Genomic DNA, 17,598 nt, shown 5'->3' with positions numbered 1-17,598 from the left:
ACCGAAATAGCTAATCGTCTTAGGATAATGATAAATCAGATAGCTCAAGGGGAGCAAAAAGAGTGAAGGTTAGCAAAGAAACCCGTTGAAATTTGGTGACTGAATTTCATGGGAATAGAGAACCAACCCCAGGGTTGATCTACATTTCTTGCTGAAAACTTGCCTAAGCGATTGCAGGAACGCCGGGATTGCCCGATCGTGGTATTTTCCCGATCGCTTGGCCGGATTTATAGATGAACTTTTCCCTCCGTTTAAAGGGAAAGTTAAGGACATTGTTTGCCCTGGTAGGAGTAGCGGAAAGCGGGGAGTCTCTCATCTTCCATCTGGGGATGCACCAATGCGGTTAAGAGTCACCCTCATTACCCCTGGTTTAGCCGAGGTTAAAAGTTTAGAAATCCGCCCGGGTACTCTACCCAGTGAGTAAGGAATCATCGGGGAAGATAATTTGACTCAGAAAACTCAATAAACGTTAACTTTTGTTACTGATTTAAAGTATATCATCCAATGAGATAGTTTGTTTAGCACGCCCCAATTCTTTTCCACTGGAAATTTAGGATGAACAAGCCGGAATATTGCAGCGATCGGGCCGGTTCATGGCTCGGGTCAGTGTAGCTGAAAAATGAACCAGGGACAAGGTTTGACCCTAGTCCCTGGTCCATTGCCGGAGTCTGCTGGTGGGATTTTTTTGACCCCTATAGAGCGAATTGATTGATCCGGCTTAGAGAAACGAATGGTAAACCGGAAGCATCTCAACTCCACTCATGTTGCCCACTTAGGCAGGCACTTCAGCAAATACCCCAATTCGGCGAAACTTCTGATACCGCAGTTCCCGGCGTTGCTGACTGGTTAAACTGGACAGTTCGTCTAAATTCTTTAATAACGCTTCCTTGAGATTTTCTGCGGCCTTAAGGGGATTGGAATGAGCACCCCCCAAGGGTTCAGGTAAGATTTCGTCCAAAATCCCCAAGTTTTTTAAATCCCAAGAGGTAATTTTCAGGGCATCAGCGGCCCGGGGAGCCTTGGAGGCATCTTTCCAGAGAATCGCGGCACAAGCTTCGGGAGTGGCGACGGTGTAAACCGCGTGCTCAAACATGAGGAGGCGATCGCCGACCCCAATCCCCAATGCGCCACCAGAACCCCCTTCCCCAATCACAGTAGAAATAATCGGCACATCCAGACGGAACATTTCGCGCAGATTGTAGGCGATCGCCTCTCCCTGACCTTGATGTTCTGCCTCTACCCCCGCCCAAGCACCAGGGGTATCAATAAAGGTAAAAATCGGCATCCCGAAGCGGTTCGCATGATCCATCAACCGCATCGCCTTGCGATAACCCCCAGGGGAAGCCATCCCAAAATTGCGGGTGACGTTATCTTTCGTATCCCGACCTTTTTGATGACCGAGAATTACGGCTGGGATGCCACCAATGCGGGCCATCCCACCGACTAAGGCTGGGTCATCATACCCCCCGCGATCGCCGTGGAGTTCCATCCATTCATCAGTAATCGCTTGAATGTAATCTAACGTACTGGGCCTACGGGGATGACGGGCTAACTGCAATCGCTGATAGGGCGTTAACGTGGAAAAAATTTCCTGCCGCAGTTGGTTCGCGCGCGCTTCCAACTGGCGGATTTCCTCCGAGACATCTACCCCATTTTCTTCGGCGAGTTCTCGGATTTGTTGAATACGCCCTTCCAGTTCTGCGAGGGGCTTTTCAAAATCTAAAAGGAAAGTTCTACGTTCGGGAGTTGCCATAACAGGTGAAGAGTTAGAGAGATGGGGGAGGTGGGGGAGGTGGGGGAGGTGGGGGAGATGGGGGAGGTGGGGGAGATGGGGGAGGTGGGGGAGGTGGGGGAGATGGGGGAGGTGGGGGAGATGGGGGAGGTGGTAACGACTGAAGTCGTGACGTTGAACATCCTCCCTATCTCCCCTATCCTCCCCATCCTCCCCATCCTCCCTATCTCCCCTATCCTCCCCATCCTCCCCATCCTCCCCATCTCCCCTACCTAGAGACTAACGAGGCTGAAGCAACAGGGGTTGAAAGCCATGCTTAATGGACCATTCGCCGATCATTGCCATTTTCTGCACTGAAATTTGATTACGTCCCCAAGAGAAATTCGTATAGATTTTTTCAAATTCCAGAAGCATCGACTCGGCAAAGCAAGCAAAAAGCTGACGTGCAGGGACATCCATACTGACGATTTGCATAATTCGCCAATCAATGTCTAAGGTGTGTTCCACAATCCCACCTTTAAGGACAGAAACCTCGGGGTGTTGAAACTGAGTCTCCAAGTTTTTGGGATACCCACCATCAATGAGTAAACAAGGATGCTTTAAGGAATTGGCATCAATTTCGACCCCTTTAGGCATACTTGCCACCCAGACGACAATATCAGCTTGGGGGAGTGCTTCTTCCAAAGCCATAATTTTGCCGCGTCCTAAATCTTCTTGCAAGAGTCGCAAGCGTTCGCGATCGCGGGCGATCAAGAGGAGTTCTGCCACATCCGTTCGACTGTTCAACCAGCGACAGACGGCACTCCCGATATCCCCCGTGGCTCCACAGACTGCCACGGTTGCTTTTGACAAGTTGATGCCAAGCTGTTTTGATGCCTGTTCTACCTGCTGACAGATAATATAGGCGGTGTGGGTGTTTCCGGTGGTAAAGCGTTCAAACTCTAGCTTGATATTGCGAACTTGCTCAAATTGCTGCAAGTTAAAGTTTTCAAAGATAATTGAGGAAAAACCCCCAAGTGCCGTGATGTTAATGCCATGTTTTTGGGCGTGAGCCATCGCGTTAAGGATTTTCCGCGTTGCCGCCTTGATCCGCCGGGAGGCGAGCATCTCTGGCAGAAAGCACGATTCCACATACCGTCCTTCAATAGTCTGGCCGGTGGCACTGGTAACAGTGATGTTATCGACTATCTGCGGTGGGGCGGAACACCAAAAATCCAACCCTTGATCGGCATATTCCGGGTAACCCAGATCTCTAGCAACAGACTGGGCGTGAGCCAAACTGGTAAGGTGACCGATGAGACCAAACATTAAGCGTTTTAGGGTAGCCTTTGAATTAGGCGCAGTAGGGTTAAAGGAAAAGATTCATTAAGAATATCTTTAAATGGTACACCAAGACTGTACGGGAGTCCCCGACGGAAGTTGATTCCCTGGGGTTGATTCAGTCCCCTAGAGGGGGTAGTTGTACGGAGTTAAGCCCCAAAAATAGCGATCGCCCTCAATTCCAGTAAAAACTTACGGAATTGAGGGCGATCGCCCCAAGGTTTAAGGGTTAAATTTAGGCCCCGGCTAGTCCGTAAGCCGACATCCGCATGATATCGCGAGTCGTAAATCCAATGGTGCTGAGGGCTTCACCGTAAGCAATCATAAAGTCTTCTACGAGGGCTTCTTTTTCCATTTCCAGGACCTTGGCATCATCAGCTACCTGATTGAGCATTTTCCAGACGATGGGGAGGTTCTGGCGGTTGGCTTGTTCGAGTTCCGTCTTGGAGTCCTCAAAATGGGCTTGCAGCCATTTTTCCCCAAAGTTGAGGTGGCTGTATTCATCTTTGACGACGCCTTCGGTAATTTTCCGTGCAAAGGGGTCGGCTACAGGGATGTAGATGTTATAAGCAGAGATGGCAAAGCTTTCGATAATCAACGCTTGAATCAACAAACAGGTGACAACTTTACCTTCGGCTGCGGCAGTTTGAAAATTTTGGTGCAACCCAGAAAAAAATTCCTGGGCAAACTCCATATCAGGCTCTACCGCTAAATTCCGCCCACAGGCTTGGAACCCTTTCTTGTGACGAAGCTCCATTTTTGCCAAGCCGAGCAATTCGTCTTTACAATCCGGCAGCATTTCAGCCAGTTTAATGTAGTTATCATTGGCTTCCTGTTCGCCTTCGATCACGATCGCGTTAATTCGGCTGTAAGCATCTTTATAGGTGGGGCTTTGGAAGTCAAGGGTTGCGCTGGTGGCCTCAAGCTGGGGCATAGCTCTGTTTTCTCCTGATGATATGGTTGCTGACAATCTTAGAACTGACCTTATTATTTGAGTTAAGGTAAAGAATAGACGGGTTAACACCATTTAAAGGTCTTTTATTTTACTTTACCGTTCGTCATATAACTTTACCATTTTTTCAGGGAATCGCCAACGAGGACAGACTCTGGTAGGAATCTAGCCCCAAGGGCTACAGAACTTAGGGGATGGCGGTGAAGGGGCGATCGCCCCGGTTGCTTCTACTCGGGCTGAGAATCACTCAGAATTTGCAAGCGAATGGTGCGATCGCCTTCATCTCCCAGAGGGACCTCTATCACTTGACCGGCTAATCGGTCTAAACAAGTCAACAGCATTCGCAAATGGGGCGTGCTTGCCCCGGTATCGACATAGAGGCGATCGGTCAAACTGCCCAAACGTCGCCAAGTGGTGTACAGTTTGGCAACGGTTTGCTCAATTTGCGAGGCTTGTTTGACCAAATCTGCTGCGGTGTTCAAACAACCCATGCGCAGTGCTTCTTCTAAGGCCATTTCTACATCGATGGAACTGGCGGCGATCGCCTGAACCTGCGCCGCTGCATCTAAATATTTGGACAAACTTCGCGCATCGGACGTTAGTTGCTTGACGGTATCCACATCAGGATTGATTGCCGCTTCCTCCCGAATCGAAACCTGGTGGGAGGGGGGAAGTTTCTCCATTTCGCGGACCAATGGCGCGAGATAACGGGGAGGCAGGGAACCGGCAGTCGCCTTTTCTTTCACCTCTTCTGGCAGCAATTCTGATGTCATCGCAGTCCATTCGTCCGAGAGTTGGCGGACTTCCCTGCGGGTGATGCGATCGCCATCTCGGGCCGCCTGCGTGACCATCTGCTGCACTTCGGGCGCAGATTTCGCCGTTTCCACAAAAGCCCGTTTGCTAAATTTATTAATGGTATCCGGGTCCAAATCCCCCTGACTTAAGAGGGTATCGGCACTATTTGCTAGTTCTATGAGGGAATAAGCCTGACTTTTGCTGATTTCCCGGTCCTTGAGCCAGTTAAGGAAGCCCCTGCCGCGTCCTTCTCCGCCGATTTTTTCGCGATCGCGCACTGCACTCAGGATCCGTCCGCGCCAAATATCCGTTTGCAAATCAAAATGGTCGCAAACTTTCCAGGCATTATCCACCTGATGCTCAAAATCAGGCTCTGAAATCTCCTCATCTTCCGGGTCCGGAAGGTTAAAATTCAGGTCCGTGATATTTTCTAAAACCGCAGCAAGTTCTTCCGGGGATTGGGGTCGTTCAGCCATTGACAGCAGCAATTTTATTGGGCGACAGCCGACTTATTATGGCATGAGTTGGGTCTACTCCATGCATTGTTTTGCCTGCACAGACCCCAGGGGGTCCTTGCGTCTCCAGGGGGTTGAGACCCGTTTCGCCCAGCCCTCTATTCCCAAATTCAGAAATATTCACTATTTTTATCTAAAAAAAATACCTAATCTTCCCTGAATTTATCCCTAAGATTGACGAAGCGTTTAAAACCATTTAAAATAGTAGGTAAATAAGCATGGTTATAAGTAATATATGACGGGATTAAAATTAGGCGATCGCGGAGAATCCGTAAAGTTTTTACAGCAGAAATTGCAAACCCTAGAATTATTTTCCGGCAATGTAGACGGAATTTTTGGACCGAAAACTGAAGCGGCGGTTAAAGCCTTTCAAAAAAATATGGGATTATCCGCCGATGGCATTGTCGGCAAAGAAACTGAGGATAATTTTGAAGGCGTCATGCGATCGCCTAAACCGGGACCCACCTTACGACTCGGTTCTAAAGGTGACGAAGTAAAATCCCTGCAAGAAACCTTAAAAAAAGTCGGCTACGACCCTGGAGCCATTGACGGTGTATTTGGACCGAAAACTGAAGCGGCGGTTAAAGCCGTTCAGCAGAAAAATCACATGGTAGTCGATGGAGTTGTGGGAACCTGGACTTGGCGTAAATTAGTGTTTTTAACCTTCTTATTTTAAAGGAAATTATGTCAATTCAGGAGAAATAACGAATAAAGTCGTTACTCCGAACAACCAGAACAATTCTTAGTTTGTAGTAACGACTTTAGTCGTTTTCGGGTACAAAACCGGCGTCAAAATCACCGTTTCATATTGCGCTTTAAGCGTTCTAACTCTTCATCAGCTTCCCACCGGCGAAATTCTTGATCCAAAGGGTCTGCACCGCTATTAAAACTGCGGTTATAACTTTTATTCCATCCCGTATCCCAACTCGTTTGAGTTTTCGTTTGAGTACGCGCTGCCTCTGCTTCAACGGATTTCGCCTTCACTTCCCGACGACGAACTTGAATCTGACGGTATAAATCTTTTGCCTTTTCAATCCGTTCTTTAACCCCTTGCATTTGTCCCCAGAATTGATTGCCTTCCCGGAGTAAAGAAGCTTCCCGTTCTTGTGCGGCACGGACTAAATCTTCGCGATTGGCAGCTTTGGCTTTACTGACGCGATCGTGCCAAAGTTGAATCTCCTGAGCGGTGGAGAGAATGCTATCCTGCAATTGCTTTTCTTTCCGTTGCAATTCCAAAATTAACTTGAGGGTATCTTCCTCTTGTTCTCGCAGTTGCTCTTCTAGCACCTGCAATTCCAGATGAGGATTGTTTCGCATAAACTCCTCTAATCTGGTTTCTAAGAACCGGCTCATGTCTTCAAATAGACCCATTGCAGGCACTCCCTCGCTCAGGTTTCACTTCTTCTATCTATGGTAGGACAATTTTTCGTGAGTGTTTTCACAGTGAGGGGTGCATGATCTGCACCCCTACTGGTTCATCAACTCCAGTGTGTTTTTGGAAATACCCTAGAGAGACTGTCCCGTATAGATTGAGCGCACTTCACCGTTGCGACGAATGACCGCTTCACCATCTTTGACTTCCACTAAACTCCAGCCGCTTGAGCCGATCGTTTCGCCAATATTCACACGACGGGGAACCCCATCGACTTCAAATAAAGCAACAGAGCGATCGCCCAATTCCAGAATTCCCACTAATTTATGCTTGAGTCCAGAAACACTAGAACTGGATGCCGCAGCGGCGGGGACGGGTTCTGATTCTTCCGCTGCCGGATTTTCTGCGACTCCATCTGGGGCTTCTTCTGCCGTTGGGGGTGCGGGTTGGGGAATGGGTGGGGGTGGCGCTGCTACCTGGGGTTGTACGTTAACCGTTCTGGGTGGTTGGGTGGCAGTGGGAGTGGGTGCCGGTTCTGGGGTAGGCGGTTGAGTTGCGGCGGGTGCCGGTGCCGCTGGTTTCGGAGATGCCACGGGTTTCGGAGATGCCGCTGGTTTCGGAGGTGCGGCGGGTGCCGGTGCTGCTGCGGTGGTTTGAGGCGCTGGGGGGGTCCGAGGAATGGTAACGGTGAGATTCGGTTGGACGAGGGTGGGATTGATGCCACGTTCCAAGGCGATCGCAATCCGATTGAGGACCTCGGCGAGATTGCCTTGATGGGGAGTATTAACCGTAACTTGAGGTGCCGGGACCATGACATTTGGTGGATTAACCGTGACATTCACCGGAGGCGGCGGCGGGGGAATCGGTAAGGCGGTATTCGGTGCCACCAGGGGTTCTGCCGGTTGACCCGCTGCTTGTCGGTCCATGACATCGAGCGATCGCTCCATATAGGCCGCAAAATCAGCATCTGCCTCAGCTTTCAACTGTTCCGCCGTTTTCGGAGGAGCTACGGCTTCAGGCTGTGCCGGGGCAATTTTCGCCCAAAATTGCTGCAAATATCCCCGATTCCATAACCATAACCCGAGGGTAATCAGGAGCAATCCACAGGCGGACCCTAATAAGAGGCGATCGAAGGATTGTCCCTTGCGCCGTTTATCGGTGCGGGTTGCCTTGGCATCAACTGTCGCTTCTGCGGCAGTTTTAGGCATCATCGTTGGAGGGAGGATGATTTGGGGCACTTGCACCGATTGCAAGGTCACTAAATCCGGGGGGGCCGGTTTGGGTTTGCGGCTGCCTCCATCTAAAATCCGGTCTACATCTTGAAATAGGTCATTCATGAGGCGATCGGCGTAGGCATCGACCGACCAATTCGGGGTACCAACCCCGCCTCTCTCCTGTTCCGCCTGGGATGAGTCTATGGTTTTAGTGCTGATATCCTGAGACATGGCCTTTTTTTTATAAGGGTTAGGGTTAAAGATGCGATCGCAATCATTGGGCGACTACTGGCAACCGGGCAGTTCCCCTCCGATTTTATAACCTAGTTTAGACAATCCGACAGTCCTAATTTTAGGGCCTAATTCGCTTGAACCAGTTGCACCCATTTATTGTCCTCGCTTTTGCCAGAACGGTCAACCGTCTTTCTGTTACAAACTATTGACAAAAAGCCCCCTCCTGGTGACTTGGCTCTGCCGAGTCATGCAATCTGGAGGCTCTGCCTCCAGTTCTCTCACATCTCGCCGAAACAGGCGGCAGAGCCGCACAATGCCCGTGTCATGGCTCTGCCATGACACGAGAGCGAAAGAGATATACTAAACCGATCCACTCGTTGCTAACTGTCGCCCTTGTAACTCCAGATAAATCAACAAGGCATTAATATCCGCAGGATTCACCCCCCCAATCCGACAAGCTTGCCCGATCGTCAAGGGTTTAACTTTCGCCAATTTTTCCCGGGCCTCTTTAGACAATGTGATAATATTGGCATAATCCAAGTCGGGAGAGAGTTTCCGATGTTCCTCCCGTGCTACTTGGTCGATTTGATGTTGCTGCCGTTGGATGTACCCAGAATATTTGATATCAATTTCCGCGCCCTCCCGTTCTTCTAAAGTCAAATCCAGATTACTCAGTCCGTAACGGTTGAGGTCAACATAATGGAACCCAGGACGGCGCAACAACTCGGCTAGGGTAATTGAGCCTTTAATCTTTTGCTGAATATCAGCAGCGATCGCCACCCCCAATTCCTCATGTTCCTTAATCCGCGTCGTCTCCAACCGTTGTTTTTCCGCTGCGATATTCTCCTGTTTGTGGGTGAATAATTCCCAACGGCGATCGTCAATCAAGCCAATCTCCCGTCCCACCGGCGTCATCCGCTGATCCGCATTGTCCGATCGCAACAACAACCGATACTCCGATCGCGAAGTCAACATCCGATACGGTTCCCGCAAATCCTTCGTACACAAATCATCCATCAACGTCCCCAGGTAACTGTGTTCCCGAGGAAAAATAACCGCATCCTCACCGCGCACCAACCGCGCCGCATTAATCCCCGCCACAATCCCTTGTGCCGCCGCTTCCTCATATCCCGTCGTGCCATTAATCTGACCCGCACAGAATAACCCCTCAATTTTCTTCGTCATCAAGGTCGGGTAACATTGTGTCGCTGGCAGATAGTCATACTCCACCGCATAAGCCGGACGTAACATAGTACAATGTTCTAGCCCGGGCAAACTCCGCAACAGTTCCAACTGTAAACGCTCCGGCAGACCCGTAGAAAATCCTTGAATATACAACTCAGGAATATCCCGCCCTTCCGGTTCAATAAAAATCTGGTGCGATTCCTTGTCCGCAAATCGCACAATTTTATCCTCAATGCTCGGACAATAGCGCGGACCTTTCGCATCCACCCAACCGCCATATACCGGAGATAAATGCAAATTTTCCCGAATCAGGCGATGAGTTTCCGCTGTTGTGCGAGTGAGATGACAAGGCATCTGTTCCCGTTCCACCCAAACCTCCGGGTCAAAACTGAACCAGCGCACCTCCTCATCCCCCGGTTGCGGTTCCATCTTACTGTAATCCACCGATCGCCGGTCAACTCGTGCCGGAGTCCCGGTTTTGAGTCGTCCCGTCTCAAATCCCAGACGGTTCAAGGTTTCCGTCAACCCCACCGCAGCAAATTCCCCCGCACGTCCCGCACTCATGGACTTATTCCCCACCCAGATTGTCCCCCCGAGGAACGTCCCTGTGGTTAAAATCACCGCCTTGCAACCAAAGGCGACGCCAAAATAGGTTTCCACCCCGATCACATCATCATTATCACCGAGAACCAGATCCGTGACCATGCCTTCGCGGATGGATAAATTCTCTTGATTTTCGACAATGGTTTTCATGACGTGAGCATATTCCCGCTTATCCGTCTGAGCCCGCAACGCCCAAACAGCGGGACCTCGCGAAGAGTTAAGGACCCGCTTTTGGAGATAAGTGCGATCGGCAATCTTGCCAATTTCGCCCCCGAGAGCATCCACCTCATGAGTGAGTTGGGACTTCGCAGGGCCACCCACAGCCGGATTGCAGGGTTGCCACGCAATTTTATCCAAATTCAACGTCAGTAAAAGGGTGCGACACCCAAGACGTGCCGTAGCGAGTGCTGCTTCACATCCCGAGTGACCCGCACCCACAACAACGACATCAAAAACATCTTGAAACTCTGGTGTTGGCATGGTCATTCTGTCTGGATGGTGTTGGACTCTTTCCTAATCATAGCCCTTCTCATCCCCTTCTACATCCAGGTGATGGGGAAAGGGGACATCCCGGATGATATGTTAAACCCATAACCGATGAATGAAATCAGCAATTGATGCCGGTAACAGACCCCAATTATCCCGATGTTTTCCCTTACAGATAGCCCGAATAGCAGGAATTGAGAACTAGACTTAATTAGACTTGTTGCAAAATTCTCTTAAGTCCCCCTTTTTAAGGGGGGTTGGGGGGATCAATCCGTTATTTTGAAAAAAATCTACTGTACAATTGCCCTAATAAAACTTCGCTAATATTCCCCAATTTATCCTGTTTAATCTACAATCTAAATAACCCGGACAACAGAGGAAATCAGATGCAAGCTCCCCTCCTCCAAAGACGTTATCAAATCTTACAACCCCTCAGCCAAGGCGGATTTGGCAAAACCTTTCTCGCTGCCGATACTCAACGTCCCAACCACCCTCACTGTGTGGTCAAACAACTCCAAATTCAGCCCTCCTCCCCTGGGGTTACCCTTGCCAACTCGGTTGTAGAGAAAGCTAAACAGTTATTTGACCAAGAAGCAGCACTCCTGGAAAAATTGGGCAATCATCCCCAAGTTCCCCGATTGTTGGCTTATTTTGAGGAGAATCATCACTTTTATTTAGTCCAAGAATTAATTACCGGACATCCCCTGAGTAAAGAAATTATTCCCACTCTCAAACTCAGGGAAACTGAGGTAATTCAAGTCTTACAAGATACCTTGGAAGTGTTGGCCTTTGTTCATAAACAACAGGTAATTCACCGGGATATTAAACCAGATAACTTGATGCGCCGTCAAGAGGATGGGAAAATTGTTTTAATCGATTTTGGGGCGGTGAAAGAGATTAGGAACCTTTCGGCGACTTCTGGGACGGCACTGCAAACGATGGCGATCGGGACTCGTGGCTATATGCCGAATGAACAAGCTGCCGGAAAACCCCACTTGAGCAGCGATATTTATGCCTTGGGAATTATTGCCATTCAAGCCTTAACCGGCTTAAATCCTGACCCGAGAACTGGCGGATTACCTCAAGATAAGACCACGGGGGAAATTGCTTGGCGTCCGTTAGCTAAAGTTAGCGATAATTTAGCCAATTTTATTGATCAAATGGTGCTACAGGACTATCGCCAAAGGTATGCGGATGCAGGAGCAGCTTTGCAAGACATTTTAGCCTTATCCAATTCTTCAGTTCCTTCCACGGCGCTATCTGGAAAGGGAGCTGCTGGGACTCATTCAGTCGTCAAACCGAATCAATCTACGATGATGTCAAGAATCAAGTTGTCCCGAAGCGATAAACTGGGTTTAGTGACTGTAATGGTGACAGTCGTGGGAGTAATTGTCGCCTTTACCGTTCCCGAAGTCCGAGGATTTATTGGATTAGAGGGGGTTAAAGATGTGCTGTATCAAGACAATGGGATTATGCTGAAATATCCCGGAGATTGGCAGGTGCAACAAATTCATCCACCCTTGGGAGGCGATCGGGCCGTATTTCAAGCCCCCAGACAACAGCCATCAGACTATCAAGAAACCATCACCCTCACCATCATTGATTTACCGCAACCCCTGACGCATCAGGAGTATTATCAGCAAAAATTGCGGCCTCAATTGGAAAGTGAATATAATCTCAATTTAGTCAATACCGCTGCTGACACCACCCTGGACAACCGGGCCGCCAATATGGTAATCTATAGTACCACAAAAAATGGGATTCCCATCAAACATCAAGCCATCTGGACGGTGAAAAATAGCAGAGTTTATCAACTAACCTATAGTGGCGAAGCCGCCAATTTTCCAACGGACCAGCAAACAGTCATTAAAAAGTTGCAAGACTCGTTTAAAATACCGAAATAAGTCCAAATCATGGCAAAAGCAATAACAACCTCGTAACAACCTCGTAACAACCTCGTATCATGGCTCTGCCGTGATCCGCGCCTTCTGCGGCTCTGCCGCCTAATAAGGGAGGCAGAGCCTCCAAAGAGCATGACTCGGCAGAGCCAAGTCACGAGGAAATTAAACCTAAGCACAGCCTTTAACATCAAAAATATTGCAGCAATTATGAGTAATATCACCATTCAAAATTTTGATGATGACTTTAAAAATCGGCTGCAAAAGCGAGCCGATTATTATGGACGTTCTCTGGAAGAAGAAGCAAAAGAAATCATTCGGGCGGTTTTAAAAGAAACTCCTGTGGAACCGTTAAATCTAGCAGATGCGATCGGCAAAAGATTTGCTGATTTAGGAGAATTTGAAATTCCAGCGATTCCCCGAGAACCGTTACGCGAACCCCCTACTTTTAAAAACTGATATAATTTATTGCTAGATGCCACCAACATATTCATGACCATCCCATTTCCACAACTGTGCTGATATTATAATCAACCAGTTCACGCTTTAAAGGTCGGGGACTGCACTCATCAAGCAGGATTCGCATAATAGGCTGTTAATATTTCTTTGGCAACTTCCAAAGTAGCAACGGCTTGTTCTCGACTCACACTAGGAAAGTGGTCTAAAAATTCATCTAAGGGTTCGCCTGCTTCCAGATAATCCAGTAAGGTTTTCATAGGCACACGAGTTCCCACAAAAACTGGGGTTCCTCCCAGAATGTCAGGGTCACTATGAATCACAGGAGAAGTAGTTTTCATTGGACTGATTGGGTAGTAGTAATACTGTTCATTTTAGCTTAAAACTCAGTCGATAAAATCTACCATCTGTAGCCATGTTCTCTGCCCCATTCTATCCAAGCTGCTGCCATCTGTGTTAACCGTCCCCGCTGTTCTGGTTGCACCGGATTAGCCCCTGTAATCGCTTGCAATGCCCAAAACCAATAGTCGGGTTCCTGTTCTAATTCCCTCAAAATTAGGGGGACAACGGGTTGACCCATGCCAATTATCCTTTGGTATGCGGGGTGCATGGACATTTTCGTAACTAAAGACATCATGCCGGTTTCCCGTCGCCACTGTTGAGCCAGTTCTGAAAATCGGGTTTCTATATCCGCTGGTTCTAAAATCGGGTAAGCCCAATTTGAATTGACTCCCGAAACCGGGTAAGAATTTTCCATTTCTCCTGCCTGCCCTCTAGTAAAATCAACTTTTTATTATTGTAAACCAGAACCCCAAATATCACGGCGAGCTTCATCAATTTCTTCCGCCGAAGGTGCGCTTCCCAAGTCGGCACAAAGTCCCTACAAAGAGCGACGGGTTTGGGACTCGACTTGGGACAGTTCTCGCTCAATTTCTGAAGCGAGTTGCTCGATTAAATGTACTTTGTCTATTAAGGAAAGTTGTTTTGCCAAGGGTAAAACTTGTTCTAGTTTCATAAAACTCCAGCACCATTATCAACACCGGCAGGGGATAAATCGATTGGCGGCCTGTAGGGGCGCTTCGCGAAGCGCCCCTACGTCGGTTAAAACCGACTGAAAACACCATCACATAAGACTTATAGTCGGTTGAAACCGACTTGAGCTGTTAGGCGGGGTTTTTAACCCCCGCCGGGTGTTGTGTTGCTGCCTTGAATTTTACCCCCATACTTGAGGCAAATTCAAGACAAAACCGGGTAATATTTCTTCACCGGATAACTCCTGGGGATTTTCCAACTGTTCGACTTCCAACCCCTGGCGATAAATTTCCACAGTTTTATTTTGCGGGTCGATTAACCAACCTAAATCTGCCCCATTCTCCATATACTCCCGCATTTTTTCTTGTAGGGAATTGAGAGAATCTGAAGCAGAACGCAACTCAACGACAAAATTGGGACAAAGATTAGCAAAAGTTCCTTTTTGTTCCGGAGTCAAGGCATCCCAACGCGCTTGACTCACCCAAGAAGCATCGGGAGAACGAGTTGCTTGATTGGGTAAAATAAATCCCGTGGAGGAGTCAAAAATCTCTCCCAGTTCGCCGGTATTTCGCCACCATAGATACACTTCGCCAGAAATTCTGCTATTGCGTTTCCCGGTTTCCCAACCCGTTGGTGGATTCACGATTAATTCTCCTCGTGCAGTTCTTTCCAGTCGCAAATCTTGATTACTGGCTGCCAGGGCAGCAAACTGTTCTGGGGTAACGTAAAGCCCCAGTTTTTTAGGCAATTTCAGTAATAGAGTTTCGGTTGCCGGTTGAGGGGGTGTCTGTACCATTTTGACCTCTTATCGGATAGAGATTGGCTAGGGGATGCTTTAGCGATTAAGTGACATCAAGATGTTTGAGTGCTTTAATAGGGGTAGAGCAAAATTTTAATGGGTATTCTCCAAAATTCATCGAACCATGTCTCATATTCTGGAACCCTACACCGTTGATTTCCCCTGTTTTTTGTTCCCCGGTTCTGTGGGAATGCACCATAGCGCTGCCCTGCCTCCTGTCTAGCCCTTCGCCAAAAAAAGAGGAGCCTGGGAATGAGTAAAAAAGCCCCCTTTATTAAGGAGAGTTGGGGGGAGCGCTCACCAGATAGTATTCACGGTGGAAAGTTGAATTTTATGATCACGGCTGATTAGTGGAACGTCACAATATAAAGCAGTAGCAGCAATGATGCGATCGGGCAAATCAGGAATTTGAGCGCGATCAACATTCAGCATGAGTTGAGCAATTTTACGGTCAAACGGAATTTCAATTAACAGCGGGTCATGTTTGTCAACTTCTCCTAACAAGCGCGTCAAAGTAGAAGGGGCAATTCTACTTTTTTCGATTAAATAAATAATTTCAGCTAGGGTAATTGATGAAAAACCTATGGTATCACCATCGGCAGCTATCTGTTCTATTGCTGTTTGCGCGGTGACAGAAAGACGAGGGTCTGCAAAAATATACCAAATCACTGCATGAGTATCTACAATGGCTCGCAACATTAGATATCCTCCCGAGGAAAATTTGCCCAAACATCACGGCGAGCTTCATCAATTTCCTCCGATGAAGGGGCGGTTCCCAAGTCGGAACAAAGTCCCCACAAAGAGCGGCGCGGTTGGGAATCGTTAGGCGGTAATTCTCGCTGGATTTCAGGAGCAAGTTGCTCGATCAAGCGAACTTTATCGCTCAGGGAAAGTTGTTTGGCTAATTGTAGAACTTGTTCTAGCGTCATAGGAATAACTATCAAATTGAGATAAATAATTTTGAGCAAGATATGCAAGTAGTCGCGTTTGGGAAAGTCTGAGTGTAGGGGTGGAAATTCGAGTCATTCGATAAGGCTATGTTGCTCTCCCACCCTTCCCAAACTCCCCAACCTCATCTCCCAGCTTCCATCTTTTTGAGGTTATCCTTTGCCGTTTGGCATAGCGGGTTCCCCTGCTGACACGATAGCTGTTCTGCTTTCTGTATATCCTCTATGCCACCCTGCTTGTCTTCGGACAGATAACGGGCAACACCTCGGTTGTAGTAAGCTTCAGCATACTGGGGATTAATTTTAATCGCTTCAGTGAAGTCAGAGATTGCTCCCGGCATATCTTCTAAGATAGAACTGGTAACACCTCGGTTGTAGTAAGCTTCAGCATACTGGGGATTAATTTTAATCGCTTCAGTGAAGTCAGAGATTGCTCCGGCCAAGTCTCCTGAGTTCGTACGGGCATTACCCCGGTTGTTGTAAGCTAAGGCTAACTGGGGATTGATTGTAATCGCTTGGTTGTAGTCATCTATCGCCCCCGGCACATCTCCTGAGTCTTTACGAGCATTACCCCGGTTGTTGTAAGCCAAGGCATTTTGGGGATTGAGTTTAATCGCTTCGGTGAAGTCCGAGATCGCCCCCAGCAAGTCTCCTGAGTTTGCACGAGCAACACCTCGGTTGTTATAAGCTTCGGCATCCTGGGGATTGATTTTAATCGTTTGGTTGTAGTCAGCGATCGCCCCGGGCAAATCTCCGGAATCTTTACGGGCATAAGCTCGGTTGTTATAAGCCCCGGCATACAGGGGATTGAACTCAATCGCTTCGGTATAGTCAGCGATCGCCCCGGACAAATCTCCGGAATCTTTACGAGCAACACCTCGGTTGTTATAAGCGTCAGCAAATTGAGGATTGAGTTTAATTGCTTTGGTGTAGTCTGCTATTGCTCCCTGCTTATCTCCTGCCTCAGAACGCGCATTCCCTCTGTTATAGTAAGCCTGGGCATTCTGGGGATTGAGTTTAATCGCTTGGTTGTAATCAGCTATTGCCCCAGGCAAATCTCTTAAGTCCTGACGGATAGCACCACGATTGTTGTAAGCCTCGGCATACTGCGGATTGAGTTTAATCGCTTGGTTGAAGTCAGCGATCGCCCCAGGCAAGTCTTCCAACTCAGCACGGACAATACCTCTGTTATAGTAAGATTGCGCATCTTGGGGATTAATTTTAATCGCTTGGTTAAAGTCAGCGATCGCTCCCTGCTTATCTTCTGCCTCAGAACGGGCAGCACCCCGGTCGTTGTAAGCCCAGGCATGGGGTTTAATATCAATGGCTTTGGTGTAAGTCTCTACTGCTTCCTGGTAGCGATTTAATTCGGACAGTATTATTGCACGTAATATATAAATTACGGCATCCTGATTTTGCTGTTGAATCGATTCATCAATTGAGGCCAGAGCCTCTGGGTATTGTTTTAACAATAACAATGATTTACCTTGCTCTCGCCATGCTTCATAGCGTGTATTATCAATGACAATTGCTTGCTCAAAAGACCGCACTGCCTCTCTATGCCGGTTATCTGCACTTAACGCTAAACCCCTGGCGTACCAAGCAGCATAGGAATTGCGGTTAAGGTGAATCGCTTGATTAAACGCCTCAATTGCTTGCTCAAAACGATCCACACGCCAGAGTTGATTGCCATAGTTAATCCAATCCCTAGCAGTGGCATCTTGTTTGGGGGCTTTTTTTTGAGTGACCGCCAGAGCCGCAATCATGTTTACAAACTTATTTATATCCAATTCTGGAGGGGGATCAGTTTCTACTTGCAACCACTCTCGCTCAATTCCCCATACTTGCAAACTGCCTAACAGAGTGTTCGTGGGAATACCCAAACTCCGCCCCAGTTGCACACCTTCATACTCCTCGCCCTCAGCTCGTCCGTGAATTCCCACTATTCGTCCTTGGGTATCCATTACCGGCCCCCCACTCACTTACAGATATATGTTTTTAACCCCTAACAAGTATTGAGGGGTAAAGTGAGCGGATGTAGAGGTAAGGGGTCTGGGA

Annotated in this window: 18 protein-coding genes; 3 read left to right on the top strand and 15 right to left on the bottom strand. The window is 48.2% G+C overall.

Translation table 11 applies throughout. From position 1 onward, the window contains the following. Positions 1-772 precede the first annotated feature (772 nt). The 5 genes from NG796_RS24975 to NG796_RS24955 all read right to left on the bottom strand — a co-directional run bounded on the left by NG796_RS24975 (position 773) and on the right by NG796_RS24955 (position 5,275). Entirely contained in the window at positions 773-1,753 is a 981-nt protein-coding gene (locus NG796_RS24975; protein ID WP_261210065.1) for an acetyl-CoA carboxylase carboxyltransferase subunit alpha, read from the bottom strand. After that, entirely contained in the window at positions 1,720-1,914 is a 195-nt protein-coding gene (locus NG796_RS24970) for a hypothetical protein (RefSeq protein WP_261210063.1), read from the bottom strand. The genes NG796_RS24975 and NG796_RS24970 overlap by 34 nt, the downstream gene beginning before the upstream one ends. A gap of 97 nt (positions 1,915-2,011) precedes the next feature. Beyond that, positions 2,012-3,040, bottom strand: coding sequence for a long-chain acyl-[acyl-carrier-protein] reductase (locus NG796_RS24965; RefSeq protein WP_261198746.1), 1,029 nt, complete (start codon positions 3,038-3,040; stop codon positions 2,012-2,014). 247 nt (positions 3,041-3,287) lie between these two features. Further along, positions 3,288-3,986 carry an aldehyde oxygenase (deformylating) gene (locus NG796_RS24960; protein ID WP_261210061.1) on the bottom strand — a complete coding sequence of 233 codons (699 nt, stop codon included), beginning with the start codon at positions 3,984-3,986 and terminating at the stop codon, positions 3,288-3,290. 245 nt (positions 3,987-4,231) lie between these two features. After that, positions 4,232-5,275, bottom strand: coding sequence for a hypothetical protein (locus tag NG796_RS24955; protein WP_261210060.1), 1,044 nt, complete (start codon positions 5,273-5,275; stop codon positions 4,232-4,234). A gap of 274 nt (positions 5,276-5,549) precedes the next feature. Between NG796_RS24955 and NG796_RS24950 the strand changes: the two genes are divergently transcribed. Continuing rightward, on the top strand, positions 5,550-5,990 hold the full coding sequence (locus NG796_RS24950; protein WP_261210059.1) for a peptidoglycan-binding domain-containing protein: 441 nt from the start codon (positions 5,550-5,552) through the stop codon (positions 5,988-5,990). Positions 5,991-6,109: 119 nt separating this feature from the next. On the opposite strand, the gene NG796_RS24945 is transcribed toward NG796_RS24950, so the two are convergent. The 3 genes from NG796_RS24945 to mnmG all read right to left on the bottom strand — a co-directional run bounded on the left by NG796_RS24945 (position 6,110) and on the right by mnmG (position 10,408). Beyond that, positions 6,110-6,685 carry a TIGR04376 family protein gene (locus tag NG796_RS24945; protein ID WP_261210058.1) on the bottom strand — a complete coding sequence of 192 codons (576 nt, stop codon included), beginning with the start codon at positions 6,683-6,685 and terminating at the stop codon, positions 6,110-6,112. Positions 6,686-6,820: 135 nt separating this feature from the next. Then, complete coding sequence (locus NG796_RS24940) at positions 6,821-8,131, bottom strand: hypothetical protein (protein WP_261210056.1); 1,311 nt, start codon at positions 8,129-8,131, stop codon at positions 6,821-6,823. 363 nt (positions 8,132-8,494) lie between these two features. Then, a complete protein-coding gene (gene mnmG, locus NG796_RS24935; RefSeq protein ID WP_261210055.1) occupies positions 8,495-10,408 on the bottom strand; it encodes a tRNA uridine-5-carboxymethylaminomethyl(34) synthesis enzyme MnmG in 1,914 nt (637 codons plus the stop codon). Between the two features lie 386 nt (positions 10,409-10,794). Between mnmG and NG796_RS24930 the strand changes: the two genes are divergently transcribed. After that, positions 10,795-12,312 carry a serine/threonine-protein kinase gene (locus tag NG796_RS24930; protein WP_261210053.1) on the top strand — a complete coding sequence of 506 codons (1,518 nt, stop codon included), beginning with the start codon at positions 10,795-10,797 and terminating at the stop codon, positions 12,310-12,312. 129 nt (positions 12,313-12,441) lie between these two features. Beyond that, on the top strand, positions 12,442-12,765 hold the full coding sequence (locus tag NG796_RS24925) for a FitA-like ribbon-helix-helix domain-containing protein (RefSeq protein ID WP_261210052.1): 324 nt from the start codon (positions 12,442-12,444) through the stop codon (positions 12,763-12,765). Between the two features lie 110 nt (positions 12,766-12,875). Here NG796_RS24925 and NG796_RS24920 read toward each other — a convergent pair whose 3' ends face one another. The 7 genes from NG796_RS24920 to NG796_RS24890 all read right to left on the bottom strand — a co-directional run bounded on the left by NG796_RS24920 (position 12,876) and on the right by NG796_RS24890 (position 17,504). Then, positions 12,876-13,103, bottom strand: a complete 228-nt coding sequence (locus tag NG796_RS24920) for a DUF433 domain-containing protein (RefSeq protein WP_261210051.1) — start codon at positions 13,101-13,103, stop codon at positions 12,876-12,878. A 59-nt stretch (positions 13,104-13,162) separates the two neighbouring features. After that, positions 13,163-13,519 (bottom strand): hypothetical protein, encoded by a 357-nt coding sequence (locus NG796_RS24915; RefSeq protein WP_261210049.1) that lies wholly within the window; start codon positions 13,517-13,519, stop codon positions 13,163-13,165. A gap of 123 nt (positions 13,520-13,642) precedes the next feature. Further along, entirely contained in the window at positions 13,643-13,777 is a 135-nt protein-coding gene (locus tag NG796_RS24910; RefSeq protein WP_261210048.1) for a hypothetical protein, read from the bottom strand. Positions 13,778-13,975: 198 nt separating this feature from the next. Next, the gene (locus tag NG796_RS24905; RefSeq protein WP_261210047.1) at positions 13,976-14,590 is read right to left on the bottom strand and encodes a Uma2 family endonuclease; all 615 of its coding nucleotides are present in this window, start codon (positions 14,588-14,590) and stop codon (positions 13,976-13,978) included. 300 nt (positions 14,591-14,890) lie between these two features. Continuing rightward, positions 14,891-15,292 carry a type II toxin-antitoxin system VapC family toxin gene (locus NG796_RS24900; RefSeq protein WP_261210046.1) on the bottom strand — a complete coding sequence of 134 codons (402 nt, stop codon included), beginning with the start codon at positions 15,290-15,292 and terminating at the stop codon, positions 14,891-14,893. Then, complete coding sequence (locus NG796_RS24895) at positions 15,292-15,522, bottom strand: hypothetical protein (protein ID WP_261210045.1); 231 nt, start codon at positions 15,520-15,522, stop codon at positions 15,292-15,294. Before NG796_RS24895 ends, NG796_RS24900 begins: the two co-directional genes overlap by 1 nt. Positions 15,523-15,665: 143 nt before the next feature. Then, positions 15,666-17,504, bottom strand: a complete 1,839-nt coding sequence (locus NG796_RS24890) for a tetratricopeptide repeat protein (protein ID WP_261210044.1) — start codon at positions 17,502-17,504, stop codon at positions 15,666-15,668. Positions 17,505-17,598 lie beyond the last annotated feature (94 nt).

Origin of the sequence: Laspinema sp. D2d (assembly GCF_025370755.1) — a bacterium.
Taxonomy (GTDB): Bacteria; Cyanobacteriota; Cyanobacteriia; order Cyanobacteriales; family Laspinemataceae; genus Laspinema.
Note: the sequence above shows the minus strand (reverse complement) of the source record. Positions and strands in the feature narration are given on the sequence as shown.